This is a genomic window from Enterobacter dykesii (assembly GCF_008364625.2).
GTDB lineage: Bacteria > Pseudomonadota > Gammaproteobacteria > Enterobacterales > Enterobacteriaceae > Enterobacter > Enterobacter dykesii.
Map to the genome: position 1 here is coordinate 2,942,876 of NZ_CP126604.1, position 19,481 is coordinate 2,962,356.

General features: G+C 56.8%; 17 protein-coding genes. All 17 read right to left on the reverse strand.

The window, feature by feature from the left end; all coding sequences use genetic code 11:
- Nucleotides 1–8 precede the first annotated feature (8 nt).
- On the reverse strand, nucleotides 9–1,229 hold the full coding sequence (gene wcaL, locus F0320_RS14130) for a colanic acid biosynthesis glycosyltransferase WcaL (RefSeq protein WP_126331318.1): 1,221 nt from the start codon (nucleotides 1,227–1,229) through the stop codon (nucleotides 9–11).
- Complete coding sequence (gene wcaK, locus F0320_RS14135; RefSeq protein ID WP_126331320.1) at nucleotides 1,226–2,506, reverse strand: colanic acid biosynthesis pyruvyl transferase WcaK; 1,281 nt, start codon at nucleotides 2,504–2,506, stop codon at nucleotides 1,226–1,228. The genes wcaL and wcaK overlap by 4 nt, the downstream gene beginning before the upstream one ends.
- A 17-nt stretch (nucleotides 2,507–2,523) precedes the next feature.
- Complete coding sequence (gene wzxC, locus F0320_RS14140) at nucleotides 2,524–4,002, reverse strand: colanic acid undecaprenyl disphosphate flippase WzxC (protein WP_126331322.1); 1,479 nt, start codon at nucleotides 4,000–4,002, stop codon at nucleotides 2,524–2,526.
- Nucleotide 4,003: 1 nt separating this feature from the next.
- Entirely contained in the window at nucleotides 4,004–5,398 is a 1,395-nt protein-coding gene (gene wcaJ, locus F0320_RS14145; RefSeq protein WP_047652466.1) for an undecaprenyl-phosphate glucose phosphotransferase, read from the reverse strand.
- 46 nt (nucleotides 5,399–5,444) lie between these two features.
- Nucleotides 5,445–6,815 (reverse strand): colanic acid biosynthesis phosphomannomutase CpsG, encoded by a 1,371-nt coding sequence (gene cpsG / locus F0320_RS14150; RefSeq protein WP_023312395.1) that lies wholly within the window; start codon nucleotides 6,813–6,815, stop codon nucleotides 5,445–5,447.
- Between the two features lie 110 nt (nucleotides 6,816–6,925).
- On the reverse strand, nucleotides 6,926–8,362 hold the full coding sequence (gene cpsB / locus F0320_RS14155; RefSeq protein ID WP_126330694.1) for a mannose-1-phosphate guanyltransferase: 1,437 nt from the start codon (nucleotides 8,360–8,362) through the stop codon (nucleotides 6,926–6,928).
- Nucleotides 8,363–8,365: 3 nt separating this feature from the next.
- Complete coding sequence (wcaI, locus tag F0320_RS14160) at nucleotides 8,366–9,589, reverse strand: colanic acid biosynthesis fucosyltransferase WcaI (protein ID WP_047647341.1); 1,224 nt, start codon at nucleotides 9,587–9,589, stop codon at nucleotides 8,366–8,368.
- Nucleotides 9,586–10,065: a GDP-mannose mannosyl hydrolase gene (locus F0320_RS14165; RefSeq protein ID WP_126330696.1), complete on the reverse strand. Its 480-nt coding sequence runs from the start codon at nucleotides 10,063–10,065 to the stop codon at nucleotides 9,586–9,588. Before F0320_RS14165 ends, wcaI begins: the two co-directional genes overlap by 4 nt.
- A gap of 2 nt (nucleotides 10,066–10,067) precedes the next feature.
- Complete coding sequence (gene fcl / locus F0320_RS14170; RefSeq protein WP_024908102.1) at nucleotides 10,068–11,033, reverse strand: GDP-L-fucose synthase; 966 nt, start codon at nucleotides 11,031–11,033, stop codon at nucleotides 10,068–10,070.
- 2 nt (nucleotides 11,034–11,035) lie between these two features.
- The gene (gene gmd, locus F0320_RS14175) at nucleotides 11,036–12,157 is read right to left on the reverse strand and encodes a GDP-mannose 4,6-dehydratase (RefSeq protein WP_014884502.1); all 1,122 of its coding nucleotides are present in this window, start codon (nucleotides 12,155–12,157) and stop codon (nucleotides 11,036–11,038) included.
- Nucleotides 12,158–12,181: 24 nt separating this feature from the next.
- Entirely contained in the window at nucleotides 12,182–12,730 is a 549-nt protein-coding gene (wcaF, locus tag F0320_RS14180) for a colanic acid biosynthesis acetyltransferase WcaF (RefSeq protein ID WP_126330698.1), read from the reverse strand.
- Nucleotides 12,731–12,745: 15 nt separating this feature from the next.
- Entirely contained in the window at nucleotides 12,746–13,492 is a 747-nt protein-coding gene (wcaE, locus tag F0320_RS14185) for a colanic acid biosynthesis glycosyltransferase WcaE (RefSeq protein WP_023312400.1), read from the reverse strand.
- 16 nt (nucleotides 13,493–13,508) lie between these two features.
- Complete coding sequence (wcaD, locus tag F0320_RS14190; RefSeq protein ID WP_029742034.1) at nucleotides 13,509–14,729, reverse strand: colanic acid polymerase WcaD; 1,221 nt, start codon at nucleotides 14,727–14,729, stop codon at nucleotides 13,509–13,511.
- Nucleotides 14,704–15,921: a colanic acid biosynthesis glycosyltransferase WcaC gene (wcaC, locus tag F0320_RS14195; protein WP_126330702.1), complete on the reverse strand. Its 1,218-nt coding sequence runs from the start codon at nucleotides 15,919–15,921 to the stop codon at nucleotides 14,704–14,706. The genes wcaD and wcaC overlap by 26 nt, the downstream gene beginning before the upstream one ends.
- Nucleotides 15,918–16,409, reverse strand: a complete 492-nt coding sequence (gene wcaB / locus F0320_RS14200; RefSeq protein ID WP_023312402.1) for a colanic acid biosynthesis acetyltransferase WcaB — start codon at nucleotides 16,407–16,409, stop codon at nucleotides 15,918–15,920. The genes wcaC and wcaB overlap by 4 nt, the downstream gene beginning before the upstream one ends.
- Nucleotides 16,409–17,251: a colanic acid biosynthesis glycosyltransferase WcaA gene (wcaA, locus tag F0320_RS14205; protein ID WP_023312403.1), complete on the reverse strand. Its 843-nt coding sequence runs from the start codon at nucleotides 17,249–17,251 to the stop codon at nucleotides 16,409–16,411. Before wcaA ends, wcaB begins: the two co-directional genes overlap by 1 nt.
- 65 nt (nucleotides 17,252–17,316) lie before the next feature.
- Nucleotides 17,317–19,479: a tyrosine-protein kinase Wzc gene (gene wzc / locus F0320_RS14210; protein ID WP_126330704.1), complete on the reverse strand. Its 2,163-nt coding sequence runs from the start codon at nucleotides 19,477–19,479 to the stop codon at nucleotides 17,317–17,319.
- Nucleotides 19,480–19,481: the final 2 nt, after the last annotated feature.

The window sequence follows — 19,481 nt, forward strand, 5'->3', positions numbered from 1 at the left end:
CCTCGGCGTTACAACGTTTGCAGCAGGCTCGCTAACTGGCGGTTAATCACCTGCTGGTTAAAATCGGTTTCCACTTTTTGTCGGGCGTTATGGAGCACGGGCTCCAGCGCCTGCTGGTCAATATCGCTGAAGGCTGCCAATCGGTCCGCAAGGGCCATCGCGTTATTCTCCGGCACCAGCCAGCCGGAGTGGTCAGACTGAATCAGCTCCGGGATGCCGCTGTGCAGGGTTGATACCACCGGAATACCTACGGCCATCGCCTCCATCAGCGCCACCGGAATGCCTTCCATATCGCCATCGGCGCCCGTCACTGAAGGCAGCAGAAAGACATCCGCCTCGTCGAGCATGGCCTTGACCTCGTGGCTCGGCTTGAAGCCCGGCATCTCTACGACATCTTCCAGCTGATACTGTTCGATAAGCGTGCGCAGACGACGCTCCCACGGCCCAATGCCGAGAATGCGATAGTGGAAATCTACCCCGCGCGCTTTCAGCTGGCGGCAGGCTTCAATGGCCACATGGAGGCCTTTCTTCTCGGTCAGGCGAGCAACGGAGATGATCTGCAGCGGTTTGCCCGGCACCTTCACCGGACGGCGGGTAAAGCGCGTTAAATCCACGCCCATGCGCGAAACGGCAATTTTCTCTCCCGGGCAGCCCATGTTTTTCAGGCGTCCGGCCCACAGGTCGCTGATAGGCAGCATCATGTCGCCGCGCCTGAACAGCTGCTGATACTCCGGCGTGTAGTGGTTCAGCACTTCGCGGCTGGAGATGTCGATACCGTGGAAGATGGTCGCAATTTTACCGTCAATCACGCCCAGCTCGCGCAGCTTCGCGGCGGTGACGCCCGCCGGGCCAAAGTGGGCGATAAACACGTCGGCACGATACGGCTGCGCGGTTTGCCCGCAGATGGCCGACAGGATCAGATTGCGGGATTCGGCCCCATAGCGGGAAACGTTCAGCGCCCGCCACGTCGACGCGCGGTGGATCCCGCGCAGCGTCTGGCTGGCACGGTGGCGCAGCTTGCTCAGCTTCCCGGACGGCTCATCCTGCAGCCAGCGGGTTTTCGCCTCCAGCCCATACTGGGTATACGCCGCATGGGTATTTTTGGTATCGCCCTTTTGCAGGGCGATAATCTCCACGTCATATCCCATATCGATAAACGCGGTGATTTGGTTCAGGACAAACGTTTCAGACGACAGCGGAAATTTCAGTAAGAAGAAACCAACCTTCATTTCCCCTCCCGTACGCGGTCGAGTACCGATTTCACCATCCCAATGCCCTTCTCGCGCTCGGCTTTCACCGCCACGGCCAGGCGTTCATTGATCGCAGGCAGCTGGCCGAGCGTGTCGCCCACCATCGCACCGAGCGACCCATCAAGCAGATGACGGATATCCACGGCCATTTCCGGCATACCGAGCTGCTGCATGATGCCTGCTGATTTGTGTTCGTAGTTGATGGCAATGGCCGGCGTGCCAAAGTTCATGGAGATAATGGCGGAGTGCAGACGCGTGCCGACGGTCAGGTCGCAGGCGGAGAGCAGCTTGCCCATCTCCAGGTCGTTCAGTTCGTCCATCACCACGTGATAGCGGGACGGGTCATTGACCAGATTGCGCAGATTCAGCGCCACCATGCGGTCGTCTTTGTTGTAGCTGTCGATGCCGGTGCAGGTTGAGAGCGCCAGCACCTGGTACCCGCTGTCCAGCACGCGGTTCACCACGTCGGCGAAGGCTTTCTCATACGCCGCCTGAGTCGTGCCTAAACGCTTATCGAAGGGCGCCAGCTCGCGCAGGGTAATGGCAACGGTTTTCTGTTTCGCCGCCACGTCGAGCCAGTGCTGCACCGCGTAGCTCGGCTGGAAGCTGTCGTCCTGGTGATCGACCAGCCACGCGGTGTCCACGCCGTGCTCAACTTTTGAGGTGTCAATTTCGCTACGCTTCATCATGTCGAGGCTGACCGACTCGCGCAGGATCAGCGCGTCGCAGTGGCCGAACACGTAGTTTGCAAGCTGGTTGAACTGCGAATCCTGGAATGGCCCGACGCTGTGGCCAATCATAAACAGCGGTTTTTTCGCCATAAAGGTGCAGAGCGCATGCTCAAACTGCGGCACGCCGTAGAGATCGACGAAGAACGATCCGCCAACCTGGATAATGGCGTCGTAGCCGGACAGCAGACGGACAAAATCGGTAAAGCCCTGCGCGATAGCGATGTTGCGCAGCTTGCCGGTATCGGTCACGCGGGAAAGCAGCACCTGGTGCTGATAGCGACGACGCAGCACTTTCTTCACCCGGCCCATCACGCCCGCGGCGTTGTTGTGCTGTTTCATCTGGCTGTAGAGCGGGTCGCCCATTACCGGGCGGTTCAGTAACCAGGATGAGCTGACCGGATAACGGCTCATCACGTCTACTTCGGTCTCAGGCTTAAGGGTGTTAATTGCATCCAGTAAACCGCGCAGGATGGCGCTGTCGCCACGGTTGCCGCAGGTATGGTTGCCAAGAATTAATAATTTCATAATGGCCTCTTAAATAACTAGCCTGCGCGAAGCAGCGTTTTCATTTTTTCGTTACGGCAAAACTGGCGCTTCATCTCCACCACCAGCGCATTGCGTGACAGCACAATCATCACGCCAAATGCCAGCGCGCCCGCGGCAACCTGCACCGCCAGCAGCGCGGCCAGCGGCAGGTGACCGATGAGGATGATGCCCAGGCCGTAGCTCACCGCCAGGGTCGGCAACGAGAGATAGAACGGCAGCCACAGGCTCAGGATGTACTGACGGTAGCTGGAGCCCAGCACCGGCTTGATCATGATGAAGTAGCTCAGAACGGTATTGACTACCTGCACCAGCAGGAAGCCCAGCGTGACGCCGATGGCGCCCGCCATATGCCCGCCGACGATAATCGCCGGAATAAACAGGAAAGTTTTGAACACGTTGAACTTAAAGCTGATGTCCACGCGCGCTTTTGCCATCAGCAGGGAACCAATCGGATTCCCCACGGAGCGCAGGAGCCCCACCACGCACAGCAGCTGCAGGATCGGGATGATGCCGTTCCACTTCTCGCCAAACACCAGCGGCACGAAGTTGCTGGACACCACCATCAGCCCCAGCAGCACCGGGAAGTTAATGATCCCCACCACGGAAAGAAGCTTATAGAAGTTAACGCGCAGCTTCTCGGTGTCGTCCTGAATCTTGGCGAACGCCGGGAACAGGACGCGGGTGATGATCGGGTTCAGCTTCATCGGCGGCACCACCGCGACGTTGTAGGCCAGGTTGTAGCCCCCCGCCACGCTCGCGCCAAGAATACGCGCCAGCACCAGCGTCGACAGGTTGGTATTCACATAGTTGATGATGCTGTCCGCCGTCAGCCACGCGCCAAAGCGCAGGTTGGACGAGACGGATGCGAGAGAGAAATGCAGCCCGGGACGGTAGATCTTGCGGCCAAAGTAGCCGAACAGCAGCGTACGCACGGCAGAGTTAACCAGGTATCCGAGGATGGCGGTCATCGCCAGCGGCCAGAAATGGGCGCTCACCACGGTGAAGGTAAAGCCCGCCAGCACCGCGCTGGTCTCAATCATGCCGATCTTGTTGAACTCCAGCTCTTTCTGCATCAGCGCGCGGAACTGCTGCCCGTGCGGGATCACCACGAACGCAAACGACAGCGTGCGCATCAGCGGAGCCAGATCCGGGTTATGCAGCACGCTGGCGATGGTGTCGCTCAGCAGGAACACCAGCACGAACACGAAAATCCCCAGCCCCACGTTCAGCCAGTAGAGGGTGGTCAACTCAAGATGGCTGATCTCTTTGCGCTGGATAATCGAGTTGGCGATACCAAAATCAGACAGCGTATCGGCCAGCGCGATAATCACCAGCGAGACGGTCAGCAGACCGAACTGGTGATTATCAATAATGCGCGCCAACACGGTCATCTGCACCAGACCGAGGCCAATGATGACGATGGTCGCCATCGCTGACCATTTCGCCCCGCTGATGGTTTTTTCACGTAAGCTCATCTTAGTACGCCGCTTTGTTCACGAAACCTTTGAAGATGGTCAGAAAAACAATCTTGATATCGAACCAGATACTCCATTCACGGATGTATTCCAGATCGAATTCGATACGTTTTTCCATTTTTTCCAGCGTGTCGGTTTCGCCGCGCCAGCCGTTGATCTGCGCCCAGCCGGTAATGCCCGGCTTCACCTTATGGCGCAGCATGTAGCCTTCAATCAGCGAGCGGTACTGCTCGTTGTGCGCCACCGCGTGCGGACGCGGGCCAACAATCGACATGCCGCCGGTGAAGACGTTGATAAACTGCGGCAGTTCATCCAGCGAGGTGCGGCGCAGGAAGTTCCCCACGCGGGTGACGCGCGGATCGTTCTGCGTTGCCTGGGTCACCACCTTGTCGTTTTCCATCACCTTCATGGAGCGGAATTTCCACACCATAATCGGCTTACCGTCCATACCGTAGCGGGTCTGGCGGAAGATAACCGGGCCGGGAGAGCTCAGCTTCACCGCGAGGGCAATGCAGCACAGCACCGGGGAGATGAGCAGTAAAATCAGCGAAGAGAGCACAATATCTTCCGCGCGCTTCAGCACGCGGTTAATGCCCGACAGCGGGGTGTCGTACAGCGGTACGACCGGCACGCCGTTCACTTCTTCAATGCGTGAGTGAAGGATGTTGAAGGTAAACACGTCCGGGATCAGGATCACCGAACAGGTGGTATCCGCCAGCTCGCGCATCAGTTGCTTAATGCGGGATTCGTCTCTCATCTGCATGGCGATGTAGACGTTGTGAATTTTACCGGCTTTCGCGTCTTCAATAAGCTGTTCGTAATTGCCCGCCCAGTCCGACGGCACGCCGCCCGGCTTCGCGTCGTGATAAATCCCGACCACTTCAAACCCTAACCACGGCTCTTTGCGGAAGCTGTCGAGCAGAACCTTACCAACCGGCAGATCGCCCGCTACCGCAACGAAGCGACGGTTATAACCGCGGTTACGCAGCCAGCCCGCGCCGAAGCGGATCAGGGAACGGCACACCACCATGCCGACGCTGGTTAACAGATACCAGCTCAGATAGGTCACGAGGCGATTATCAAAATCATGGCTAAACGCCACCAGGCCCGCGCTGAAGATCAGGCTCAGGGTCCAGTTCTGCAGCAACAGCATCAGTTCAGTGGTCATTTTGACGCCGCGCCACGAGCGGTAGAAATCGGTCATTCCGCCGATCATCTGAAACACGACCAACGCAATAAGTGCCATCAGCAGATGCATATATAAGAACGGCAGCCCGCCGATCCGACACACCGCCCACAATCCGCCGACCATGATGGTGATATCAGAAAAACGCTGCACCATAGAGATTAACGATGCATTCGTTCTCGCTCGTTCGCGTTTTTTTAGATTCGTCATCGTTGTTCCTGTATTCGGTTCCCCCTCCCGCCGGGAGGGGCAATTGTTACTGATTCAACAGCGCCAGAATGTCCTTCGTTCGGGCTTCCATCAACGCCGTGTCAGCTCGGGACTCCACGTTCAGGCGCACCACCGGCTCGGTGTTGGACGAGCGCAGGTTAAAGCGCCACTGCGGGAACGCCATGCTGATGCCGTCCGTACGGTCAATTTCCAGCGCGTGGATCGCAAAGTGCTGCTCCACGCGGGCAATGGCCTCGGCCGGCTGCGCCAGCTTGCTGTTGATCTCCCCGCTCGCCGGGAACGCCGCCATGCGGTCGCGCACCAGCTCGCCCAGCGTCTGCCCCTTCAGGCACAGCAGCTCGGTCACCAGCAGCCACGGGATCATCCCGCTGTCGCAGTAGGCAAAATCACGGAAGTAGTGATGGGCGCTCATCTCGCCGCCGTAGATGGCGTCTTCTTCGCGCATGCGCTCTTTGATGAAGGCGTGGCCGGTTTTGGACATCACCGGCGTGCCGCCCGCCGCTGACACCACGTCGACGGTGTTCCAGGAAAGGCGCGGGTCATGAATGATTTTCGCGCCCGGGTTTTTCTCGAGGAACGCTTCCGCCAGCAGGCCGACAATGTAGTAGCCCTCGATGAACTGCCCTTTCTCGTCGAACAGGAAGCAGCGGTCGAAGTCGCCGTCAAAGGCGATGCCCATGTCCGCGCCGTGCTCAATCACCGCGTTGCGGGTGTCGTCGCGGCACTCCGGCAGCAGCGGGTTAGGAATACCGTTCGGGAAGTTGCCGTCCGGGGTGTTGTGCACCTTGACGAAGGTCACCGGCACGTTCAGCGCCTTAAAGCGGGCTTCCAGCGCATCCACCACCGGGCCGGCCGCGCCGTTACCGGAGTTGATGACCAGCTTCAGCGGCTTGAGGTTCGCCACGTTGATGTAGCCCAGCAGGTGGTCGATGTACTCTTTCTGCAGGTTGATTTTTTTGTAGCTGCCGCGCTTCGCGTCGTTCACCGGCGGGAAGTCGTTGGCTTCAGCCAGGCGCTGCACGTCGCGCAGGCCGGTGTCGCCGCTGATCGGACGGGCGCCCTTGCGCACCAGCTTCATCCCGTTGTAGTCCATCGGGTTGTGGCTGGCCGTCACTTCGATACCGCCGTCCACGCCCAGGTGGAAGGTGGCAAAGTAAATCTCCTCGGTCCCGGAAAGGCCGATATCCAGCACGTCCACGCCCGCGTCCTGCAGCCCTTTCGCCAGGGCCAGCTTGAGGGATTCACTGGTCAGACGCACGTCGCCGCCCAGCACGATGGTCTGCGGTTTTAAATATTCGCCGTACGCGCGGCCGATACGCCACGCGATATCTTCATTCAGCTCTTCGCCCAGCTTGCCGCGAATATCGTAGGCTTTAAAACAGGTTAATTTTTCCATGATGACCCCTTTTTCAGGCAACAGTCGGCCCTGACCACTTAATGGCCAAATTGATTTTTTGTCATTCGCAGGCCCGGTAAGCTCAGCGCCACCGGGCATAATGCAGAGTGCTACACCCGCCCGTAGCGATCCTGGAAGCGCACGATATCGTCTTCTTCCAGATACGAGCCGGAGCGCACCTCAATTAAGTCGAGAGGAATTTTCCCCGGGTTTTCCAGACAGTGCGTCGCCCCCAGCGGAATATAAATGGACTCGTTTTCACCCAGCAGTTTGATTTCACCGTCGATAGTGACTTTAGCGGTACCCGCAACCACCACCCAGTGCTCGGCGCGGTGATGGTGCATCTGCACCGACAGCCCCTCGCCCGGCTTCACGGTGATGCGTTTCACCTGATAGCGGTCACCGGAATCAATGGAGTCATATTTCCCCCACGGACGGTAGACTTCGCGGTGAATATGGTGCTCGTGACGGCCATCGGCCTTGATCTGCTCCACCACTTTTTTAACGTCCTGCACGGCGTTACGGTCAGCAATCAGCACGGCGTCCTTGGTCTGGACAACCACCAGATCCTTCACCCCGACCGTGGTCACCAGGCCGGATTCGGCATAGACGTAGCTGTTTTCCGTTTTGTGGCTAATCACATCGCCGTGGTGGACGTTACCCTCCGGGGTATGGGCGCTGATCTCCCACAGGGAGGACCAGGAGCCGACATCGCTCCAGCCCGCATCCATCGGTACCACGACGGCGTCCGCCGTACGTTCCATCACCGCGTAGTCAATGGACTCTTCCGGGCAGGCGAGGAACGCCTCTTCATCCACGCGGATGAAATCGAGATCCGGGTCCACCACCGCCATTGCTTTCTCGCAGGCGTGCAGAATATCCGGGCGGTATTTGCGCAGCTCTTCCAGATAGCGTCCGGCGCGGAACAGGAACATCCCGCTGTTCCAGTAATACTCACCGCTGGCGACATACGCCTGCGCGGTTTCCAGATTCGGTTTTTCAACAAACTGCGCCACGTCAAACGCCACGCTGTCGCCTTCACCCGGCGTCACGCTGCCGCGACGGATATAGCCATAGCCGGTTTCCGGCAGATCCGGCACGATGCCGAAGGTCACCAGCTTGCCGCTCTCGGCGTAAGGGATCGCCGCACGCACCGCGTCGCGGAACGCGTCTTCCTGCTGGATAACGTGGTCTGCCGCCAGGACCAGCATCAGCGGGTCACAGTCCGGGCTGCTGCGTTTTGCCGCCAGCGCCGCCAGGGCGATCGCAGGCGCGGTATTGCGTCCGGCAGGCTCCAGGATGATGTTTTCGGTGAGCTTATTCAGCTGGCGCAGCTGCTCGGCAACAATAAAGCGGTGCTGTTCGTTACAGATCACCACCGGGCTTTCACACTCCACGCCGTGCAGACGGTTTACCGTCGTCTGCAGCATGGTGAGATCCCCTTTCAGGCAGAGGAACTGTTTTGGATAGAGCACGCGGGACAGCGGCCACAACCGGCTACCAGAGCCACCAGCCATCACAACCGGATACAAAGTGGTTTGACTCATGATTTATCCCCGTATATCTGCAATAAATTGGCTCAGCACGTTCTCTTTTTCGAGCGTGCGTTCGGCATATTCACGTGCCACCGTGTTCACTTTTGGCATAGCAAGTGCCTGCTCAATTCCGGTGACCAGCGCCGGGACCGATTCCGGCTCCACGCACACGGCAATCCCCGGATAGCTGTCACACAGCTGGCCTAACTCTGTTTCGGCTTCTGCCGTAATCACCGCGTTACCGCCCACTGCCAGAATGTTGGTCAGCTTGGACGGCAGCACCGCGTCCGCGGCGCCGCGTTTTTGGACCACCAGATGGCAGTCGCCCATCTTCAGCAGCGCAGGCAATGCCTCGTAAGACTGAAGCGGGAAAAATTTTACGTTGGTCAGGCCGCGTTCCCCGGCCATTTTTTCCAGCCGCGCCTTTCCACCGCCCTGCCCGACAATCACAAACGTCCAAGGATGTTCACTCAGCAGCTGGGCCGCTTCAATCACGCTCTCCAGCCCCTGCTTTTCGCCGATGTTGCCTGAGTAAAGAATGATTTTTTGATCTTCAGGCAAACCAAGCTGCGCGCGCAGGGCCTGAGCGTCTTGCTCAGTCACGTCGCGAAAACGCGCCACTTCGGACCAGTTCGGGAAGAAGATTACCTTCTCTGCCGGAACGCCCTTCTCCTGCGCCTTGTTCATCATCGAGCGCGAGATAGTCGAGACGTAATCCACGTTATGCAGGCCGCTGCGCTCAAAGGCGCTGGCGAGCTTCGCCACCTTGCCGCCTTTACTTTTGCCTGCCATCCCCAGGCCCAGCATGGCGTCAACTTCGTAATCCTGAATGTGCAACAGAGTGCGCGCACCGGAGAGTTTGCCCAGCAGACGCATGCCCGGCGTGCAAAACAGCGTTGGCACAACGCCGATGATGCGATCCGGCTTCCAGCGACGCTGCGCCATCAGCGGGAAGAAACTGCTCAGGGCAAAGCTGCCCAGATGAAGTAACCGTTTCAGCGTTGAGGGCTGCTTAGGCACATACAGCGGGCAGCGCCAGACGGTCGCAGCGCCCTCTTCGCGACGGTAGCGCCAGCTTGAGTAGCGCTCCCCGACTTTCCACTCCGGGTAGTACGGCGGCGCGGTAATGACCCGCACGTCATGTCCCTGGCTCGCCATCCACTCGACCATCTCGCCGGTGTATTTCCCGATGCCGGTTAATTCCGGCGAGTAGTTGATTCCGTACACTAAAATTTTCATAAGCCCGGCACTCCGGACTGACGATCTGCCAGGAAATAGGCACGACTGTTGTCATGCACATTGTCGCTCGCCAGCAGCGCCTCTGGCGTCTGCCAGCGGTAGTCGTCATGCTGAGAATCAGGCAGACGCAGGTCTGCCTCACTCACCTTCAGGCGGAACCCCAGCACGATGTAGTGCGTGGTGAATCCGGTGCCTGAAAAGTTATCGTCATAGAAGTGCTGCCAGACCCCGTAAAACTGGCCCGCTGCCATCGGCAGCTGCAGGCCCAGTTCCGCCAGAGTGAGACGCTCAAACGCATCGGTAAGCGTCTCATCCTTTTGCACGCGCCCGCCGGGCACGAACCAGAAGCCCTGTGCAGGACGGTTGGTTCGTTTCCCCAGCAAGAACTCGCCGCGTTCGTTCTCCACGATCAAATCAATCGAGATGAGCGGAGTGGAACGCACTACCGTGGCAAAATCTTCCTGACTTAAAAACATCTTTACCCCCGGAAGCGGTGCTGGTTTTCCAGGAACCACTGGTAGGTACTGGCCAGCCCCTGCTCCAGTGACACCTCGTGATACCAGCCCAGCTGATGCAGACGGGTCACGTCCAGCAGCTTGCGCGGCGTGCCATCCGGTTTCGTCGCGTCAAACACCACGCGGCCTTTGTAGCCCACTACCTGCGCGATGGTTTGCGCCAGCTCGCGAATGGTGCAGTCCACGCCGGTACCGACGTTGATGTGCGACAGCATCGGCTCGGTGTTCTCCTGCCACACTTCGCGATCCAGCTCCATCACGTGAATGCTGGCGGCAGCCATGTCGTCCACGTGCAGGAATTCACGCATCGGCGTACCGCTGCCCCACACCACCACGTCCGGCGCGTTCTCGGCGGTCGCCTCGTGGAAGCGGCGCAGCAGCGCCGGGATCACGTGCGAGTTGCTCGGGTGGAAGTTGTCGTGCGGTCCGTACAGGTTGGTCGGCATCACCGAACGATAGTCGCGGTTGTACTGACGGTTGTAGGACTCGCACAGCTTAATCCCGGCAATCTTGGCAATCGCGTACGGCTCGTTGGTCGCTTCCAGCGTGCCCTGCAGCAGTTCGCTCTCAGCGATCGGCTGCTTCGCCATTTTCGGATAAATACAGGACGACCCGAGGAACAGCAGCTTATTCACGTTGTGCAGATGCGCCGCGTGAATGATGTTGCTCTCGATCATCATGTTTTCGTAGATGAAATCCGCCGGGTAGGTGTTGTTAGCGACAATACCGCCCACCTTCGCCGCCGCCAGATACACCTGGTCAATGCGTTCGTTAGCAAAGAAGTCCTGTACCGCGCGGCTGTCGAGCAGGTTCAGCTCGTCGCGGGTGCGGACAATCACTTCCACGTCACCGCGCTGCTCCAGCTGGCGAACAATCGCGGAACCCACCATTCCGCGATGACCGGCGACAAAAATACGTTGTTTTGTCATTCTCAGGACTCCAGCGCGATGGCAACCTCGTAGCCATGAGACTTGAGCAGGGAGTGTTTTTTCGCTGCTTCAAGATCTTTAGCTACCATCTCGGAAACCATTTCCTGCAGAGTGATTTCTGGTTTCCAGCCCAGCTTCTCGTGCGCTTTGGTTGGGTCGCCCAGCAGGGTTTCCACTTCAGCAGGACGGAAGTAGCGCGGGTCAACCTGGACAATCACGTCGCCTGGCTTCACGCCCGGAGCGTCATGGCCGGTCACGGAAACCACGATACCTTTCTCTTCCACGCCGGTACCTTCGAAGCGCAGTTTGATGCCCAGCTGTGCCGCGGCCATTTCAACGAACTGACGTACGGAGTACTGCACGCCGGTCGCAATCACGAAGTCTTCTGGCTGTTCCTGCTGCAGCATCATCCACTGCATTTTCACGTAGTCTTTGGCATGGCCCCAGTCACGCAGGGAATCCATGTTGCCGAGGTGCAGGCAAGATTCCAGACCCTGCGCGATGTTGGCGATGGCGCGGGTGATTTTGCGGGTCACGAAGGTTTCGCCGCGACGCGGAGATTCGTGGTTGAACAGGATGCCGTTACAGGCGTACATGCCGTAGGATTCACGGTAGTTCACGGTGATCCAGTAGGCGTACAGTTTTGCTACCGCATACGGAGAGCGCGGGTAGAACGGCGTGGTCTCTTTCTGTGGGATTTCCTGCACCAGGCCGTACAGCTCGGAGGTAGATGCCTGGTAGAAGCGAGTTTTCTTCTCAAGGCCGAGGAAGCGAATCGCTTCCAGCAGACGCAGCGTACCCATGGCATCAACGTCGGCGGTGTATTCCGGGGATTCGAAGGAGACCGCTACGTGGCTCATCGCGCCCAGGTTGTAGACTTCATCCGGCTGTACTTCCTGCAGGATACGGGTCAGGTTGGAGGTATCGGTCAGGTCGCCGTAGTGCAGGTGGAATTTCGGGTTCGCCGCGTGAGGATCCTGATAAATATGATCCACACGTTCGGTGTTGAAAGAAGACGCACGACGTTTAATACCGTGTACTTCATACCCTTTTTCCAGCAGGAACTCTGCCAGGTAAGAACCATCCTGCCCGGTAACGCCGGTGATGAGAGCGACTTTAGACATGTTTATATTCCTCTACTTATGAATTTAATCAGTTTCAACGCGTTCGCGTATCACCACTGCGGGGTTGCCACGGCAAATTTTATTTGCCGGTAGCGATTTAAAAACGCTGCTGCGGGCACCGACTACCGTGCCATCGCCAACAGAAACACCCGGTGCAACAAAAACATCCGTTGCCAGCCAGCATTTTTCGCCAATCACAACAGGCGAAGCGGTAATATCAAAATGCTGACTCATAAAGTCGTGGCTGCCGGTGCACAAATAACATTTCTGTGAAACCACCGAATTTGCGCCAATCGTAATTTCGCCAAGGGTATATAACACCGCGTCATCCCCAACCCATGCGTAATCCCCCAGCGTTAATTTCCACGGATAGGTAATTTTCACAGAAGGTCGGATGACTACGTTTTTTCCGATTTTTGCGCCAAACAGGCGCAATAAAAAAGCTCGCCAGCGGTACATTATTTGCGGGGACCAGGCAAATAATGTTGCCTGAACGGCCCACCACAGCTGTACCTTAATACCGTTCCCGCCCCGAAAACCTTTCGGCACTGAGAAACCTTTTAAATCCTGCATTGCGTTTCCTTATATTCAGGCTTTGTTATATAAGGTTTTCGTTTTGCCTGTGGTACGCAGGCGTAATAAATAAGACAATTCCGCCCAGAACCCCGGCACGCGTAATATTTTACGCTGTACGTTTTTGGCATCCTGGCACAATTCCAGATTATTAGACGTTGACACGCCGCCCATGGAGAATTCAGACACCAGCCCTTTAATTCGACGGAACGGGTAACCTGATTTATACAGGCTGGCTGCCAGCGCATAATCGGAAGACACTTTATACTGCAAATCGTAAGGCTGTTTTTTCAGACCCTTTACCGGGAAGAAAATGGCCTGATGGCTGGCCGGCAGGCTGTGGTAGATATACCAGCCTGGCTTCGCGCTGCGGCACACTTTATGTCCGTCGCCAAAATCGAGCAGCGCATCGCCAATATACATGGCGTCCTCTTTCTGGCGAGCCAGCTGACGGGCAAACAGCGCCACGTCTTCATGGAAAATATCGCCCGAGTTCAGGAAGATGGCATAACGGCCTTGCGCCATGCTGATGCCTTTATTCATCGCATCGTAGATGCCTTTATCTTTCTCGCTGATGTAGCGTAAGTTGAACTCACCGTTGAGTTTTTCCAGAAACTCCGCCGTGCCATCGTTCGAGCCGCCGTCGACCACAATCCACTCAAAGGTGAGGCTTGGATCGCGCGCCAGGTTGCGCAGCGAGCGCCAGGTTTTTACCACCCCTTCGTAATTACGAAATGCGACAGTAATGACGCTAAGAAACATAAATCACCTCATTTCGTCATACGTTCGTAATATTAAGCGCCTTGCGCAGAATAAACGGACAGACAATCAAGAAAGCATATTCCGGGCTAAATATTGACCCGGTAAAAAACAGCGACACCGGAGTAAACAGATAAAGCTGAACGCGAAAGTTCTGGTTATCACCAAACGCGTTAATCATCATTTTGAAAACTTTAAACAGATACCACAGGGTCAACAGTACGGCGAACCACGAAAAATAAATAATTAACAGATACAGACCATTGTCTATGGTTTTACCGACATCCGCACCGTTAAAGATTCCGAATGATGCAACATATTCGTAAAGTGAGCCGAATCTTACTACCCCATCAATATGGGTTAAGGAATAACCCACCATTACCAGTGGCCCAATGATGCGATAATAGGACGAAGACCCTTCCGTTCCCAAATCACCCAGACGTTCTGAGATGTACGGGAAGGCAAATATCACGCCTACCATAAATACCGTCAGGGAGATAATCGCCAGCGGCAGTTTTTTCTTAATCGCATCTTTGTTCAGGTACTGAAACGCCCATTCCAGCAGGTAAAACAGGATAAATGTCATTACCCCTGAGAACGATCCAGACAGAACAATTCCTGCAAGAATCATAGCATCGGTCTTAGGCGTTTTGATACCAAACTGTTTGATGCTGAGCCAAATTGAGATTAACGCCAGAGCGAAAAACGCCGGTTCAAAATAGAGGGCTGTGGTACGTTTCCCGCCAAACTTGATGAAGTTCAATACATAGCTGTTACTGTAAATGAGATATTTCGAAATTATCTCCATCAGGCTGCTGCCGCCGGTGAGAATAATTTGCGCCATCTCCAGCGCGGCAAGCATAACAATTAACGCAACGGCAATATAAAAGAACCTAAGGATTTTCCGATAATTGTGCGGAGAAATAGTTTTAAACCGAATACTCCAGACCATACCGATAATAATGACAATATAAACAAACAGCATGGTCGACGTGACGTATTTACTCGCATCCAGCGACTGGCCAAAGATGTAGTTAAACAGCGTCAGGCCCGTGCCCAGCCCTAGGGCAATCATCAGCTTCTTGAGGTTGATTTTATCGACATACAGCAGAAGCAGAACGGGCAGGAAGGTTACGATGGTTATCGGGAAGCTTTCGCCGAGCTGGGCAATTTTGACGTTGACCAGCAGGTAGATCAGCGGCAGCAGCAGATAACTACAGATTCTGATAGAACGAGACATATTCCTCCAGCATCTGTTGTCCACTGTAGGCCTTGCGGCTGCGGTTGCGGAACGATTCCAGGTCCGTGCCAAAAACGATCTCAGCGATCTGCGCCTTCGGCAGCTGTACCAGCGGCAGGACCTCCTGCTCCGTGAAGGTTTTCCCGCCGGACTTTTCCAGCACTTCGCGCGCCGCATCGCTGTGGGTGGCGATCACCGGCACGCCGATAGAGAGCGCTTCGCAGAGGATCAGCGGGTAGTTATCCACGCGGGAGCTGAACACCAGCGCGTCCATTTCATTCAGCGCACTCATCAACTTGCGCTTGTCGGTCTCAAACCCGTGGTTCACCACGTTGGTCCCTTCGAACGGCGAAAACTTGCCGAAGGTGTGAAGCTCTATCTTGTCACCCAGCGCCATCATGTCGCGCACCAGCTGCTGGTTGGTTTTACCGTCGTAACGCAGGTCATGCGCAACAATAGCGATTTTCGGTTTGCCCGCGGTTTCGGCCACCGGGGTCAGCTCGGCAAGAATGGCTTCCGTCGCTACGTCGATGCCGTTGTTGATAATCTGACAGCGCCCTGCCCCGTACAGGCTGTTGAAGGCATCGGCCACGTGCTGGCTCGGGGAGATGAACGTACAGCCGAGCGAGAGCATGTCGCGGAACAGCTGACGTTTTCCGGCCACCAGCTGATGCGCGCGATCCACCTTCACCGGCGGGTAGTTGCCTAACGTCGGGCACTTCTGGCAGTTATCTTTCCAGCCTTCGCAGCCGTCGGTAAACGCGCAGCGTCCGGTCACGCTCCAGTGATCGTGCAGCGTCCAGACAAAGCGGGTGTCGGGCTTGTGGGCCTGCACCTTCTGGCAAAACGCCACTACCTCTTCCAGATTCAGCCAGTAGCTGTGCAGCACGTGAAAATGCAGCACAACCGGGCCCGCGGTGCGGGTAACCGTGCGGTACAGCGTGTTCAGGTTGCCAAACAGGTCGCGGTTAAACAGACGGAACAGCGCAATGTTGGCAATGGAGGTCAGACGCGGCGTGTGCTTGTGCACCTGCGGGAAATTATCGTGGCTGACGCTTTTCTTGCCGCCTTTGCCGTAGCCGTAAATAAAACGCGACTGAAGTCCTTTTTGCAGCGCGCGCTGGTGCAGATCCAGGGCCACGCCTGCCGCTCCGCCTTCTGCGAGGCGTACGTTAAATTGCAGAATGTTCATTTAATCACCTTCACGCGGGCTTTTTCTCCCACCACCAGCGCGTTATCCGGAATGCTGTCCAGCACCACGCTGCCAGCACCAATCGTGACGTTGTTACCAATCGTGATGTCACCGATGATTACCACGTTCGCCCCCAGCTCGACGTTGTTGCCGATGACCGGGCAGGCCAGGCTGTCAGGCCCGCGGTTGCCAATGGTGACCGCATGACGAATGGTGAAATCATCCCCGGCGACCACAAACTTGTTGATCACCACCGCATAGCCGTGGTGGATGGTAAAGCGGCGGCCAATGGTGGCAGCGGCCTGAATTTCATAGCCAAAAAAGCATTCGGTAATGATGCGGTACAGCACCAGCACGGGCGCCGCCCAGATATTGTTCAGCACGTTTTTCTTACGCCACACCGAGCAAAAGTGCGCGATGCGGTACGCCAGAACCATGCAGCACGGACGCAGGCTCCAGCTGTTAGCGCGGCAATCTTCCAGAAACATTATTTCCCCCGAAGTCCATCAGCCAGGCGCTTGCCGTTACGCACGGACAGCAGCGTCAGCAGCGTGCGCCAGTTCATGCGCTTATTGCGGATCTGATAGAGGGTAAAGAGCTGATATTTACGGCTGGCACGGTCAAACTTGTCCTTGTGCTTGCGGTAAAAATGGAAGTAGCCGGAGAACTTCTTCGGCGAGGAGGTGATTTGCATCTCCCCGTGGTTGATGTGCAGGATCTGCGTAGCCTCTTCCACTTTCCACGGCTCGCCGTATTCCACCACCATGCGCAGGAAGATATCGTAATCCTGCGCGGCCTTGAGTTCGGTATCGAACAGGCACTCTTTGAAACGCCACGCCCAGGTGAAGACCTGGTTACCAATAATGTTGCGCTTGTAGAACAGGCGGCGAGAGTAGGGTGATTTCGGATAGAGCGGCAGACTGGCTGGCTGCGAGTAGACCTCGCCCTGGCAGACATAGTCGTTGGCGTAAAGGAAAGCGTGCGTGACCAACTGCTCTTTATGCGACAGGAAGATAGACAGGCGGTTCGGCGTCCATTCGTCATCGTCGTCAATTCCGGTCAGATACTGCCCTTTGGCCTGCATAATCGCCTGATTACGCACCGCACACGCGCCGGAGTTGATGGCGTTGTGGGTATAGACCACCCGCGGGTCGTTGAGGTCAGTCACAAACTTTTGCAGCTGTTCATACGAGGAAGAGCAGTCATCAACAATGATCAGCTCCCAGTTATCGTAATCCTGTCGCAGGACCGACTTGATTGCGCGGATCGCCAGCTGCTGACGATTCCATGTCGGCATATAGATTGAAACTAAAGGGCGTTGTGTGGTCATGGTCTTCCCCTTATCCCTCACCCCGCCCCTCTCCCGGAGGGAGAGGGTTAGGGTGAGGGGGATTTTTATTTGCTGTCAGATTTATATTCGTACTCGTAATAACCGTAATCCTGGTACCCGGTCGCGCGGCGGAAGATGGAGTTCAGGATCACCCCTTTCACCTCAATCCCGTTCTGCTCGAAGCGGCTCAGGCTGGTTTCCACCTCTTTCAGGGTGTTCACCGCGTAACGCGCCACCATCAGCGTGGTGCCAGCGTGGCGGCCAACAACCGCTGCGTCGGTTACGGCCAGAATTGGCGGCGTATCGATCAGCACCAGGTCGTAGTTTTTGCTCGCCCACTCCACCAGTTCGGTGAAGCGTTCGCTCATCAGCAGCTCGGACGGGTTAGGCGGCACCTGACCGCGTGGGATCAGGTCAAATTTCGGCACCGTTGTGGGTTTCGCGCTCTGGCTGATGTCACCTTTGCCGAGCAGGATTTCCGACAGACCGTTCACGTTGTTGGTGCCCAGCAGTTCGTGGGTGTAGCCCTTACGCATATCGCAGTCGATCAGCAGCACGCGCTTGTCGGTCTGGCTGACCACCGCCGCCAGGTTGGCGCAGACGAAGGTTTTACCGATCGACGGGCTCACGCCGGTTAACATCAGGACGTTGTTTTTGGCCTGCATCATGGCGAAGTGCAGACTGGTACGCAGGCTGCGGATCGCTTCGATGGCGAGGTCGGTCGGGTTACCCACCGCCAGAAGCTGGCTCTGTTTGTAACGCTTGACGCCCTTGATGGTTTTGACGCTGTCACGGGATTTTTGCCACTCGGACAGCGGAATGCTGGCATAGACGTTGATACCGCTCTCTTCCAGCACCTGCGGGCTTTCGATACCGCGGTTGAACAGCGAACGCAGCAGCACGCCCACGATGGAGAGCATCAGGCCGAGAATAATGCTGCCGAGAATAATCAGCGCTTTCTTCGGCTTCAGCACGCCTGGCTGGGTAATCGCCGGGTCGACGATGCGCACGTCACCGACGGTACTGGCTTCGGTGATTTTCAGCTCCTGCTGCTTGTTCAGCAGCTGCATGTAAACCTGCTGTCCGGACTCCACGTCGCGGGTCAAACGCACGATCTCCTGCTGCGTTTTCGGCATCGCGGTCACGCGGTCATTGAGCTTCGCCTTCTCCTCTTCCAGCGTGCGGCGTTTCTCCAGCAGCGTGCGGTAGGCCGGGTGACGTTTGGTATAAAGCTTGGAAATCTCCGCCTCTTTGAAGGTCAGCTCGTTGAGCTGCGCGTCAATGTTGACCATCGAATCGAGGACCGATTTCGCCTCCAGCGGCAGGTCAACGGAGTCTTTATCCTGACGATAGGCGTTCAGCTTGTTCTCGGCATCATCCAGACGGGCACGCACTTCCGGGAGCTGTTTTGACAGGAACGCCAGGCTTTTCGCCGCTTCTGCCGACTTACGCTCGACGTTCTGCTCAAGGTAGTTGCGGGTAATGCTGTTCAGGATGTCGCGGATTTGATCCTTATCTTCACCGGTAAAGGTCATGCTCAGCACGCCGGTGTCCTTACCGTTTTCGGTGACGGTCAGGTTGTTTTGCAGATTGTTAATCATTCCCAGCGTGGAGAATTTGGTGACGGTGAATTCACCTCCCTCCTGTGCGTTGATGGCGCTAACCATCATGCTGACGCCGTCTTTGGTCAGCATCTGCCCCACTTCACCGCGGGCGCTAAAACCTGCGTCGCTGGTTAGCTGATACTGTTTCGGGCCAAGCACCGTCAGGGTAAACGTCTGATCGGCGGCCCCTTTCGGCAGCACGAAGTCAGTCACTTTCACCGTGTCGTTGCTTCGCCCCATCAGACGATCCCAGCCGGCACCAAAGACTGGGAAGGTATTTTTGGTGACGGAGATATCGAGCCCGAGGTCGTGAACCGTTTTACCCAGCACCAGGCGTGACTGGATGAGCTGAATTTCGGCGTCGGATGCCGGCGGCTTGTTCGCCAGCGCGGAACCAATGTCCTGCACCAGCGAGTTGCCGGTATTCTGCTCGATCTGCACCAGCGCGTCGGCGCTGTAGATAGGAGTGGCGAAGAGCGTGTAGACGACGGCCGCCGCGGCGAACACGGCGGTAATGCCAAGCACCCACCACTTTGCCTCTACAACAGTGCCGACCAGGCGCCCAATATCAATTTCATCACTGCCCGAAGTCGGGGCGGCAGAAGGTCTTGTTTTTTCTGTCATTG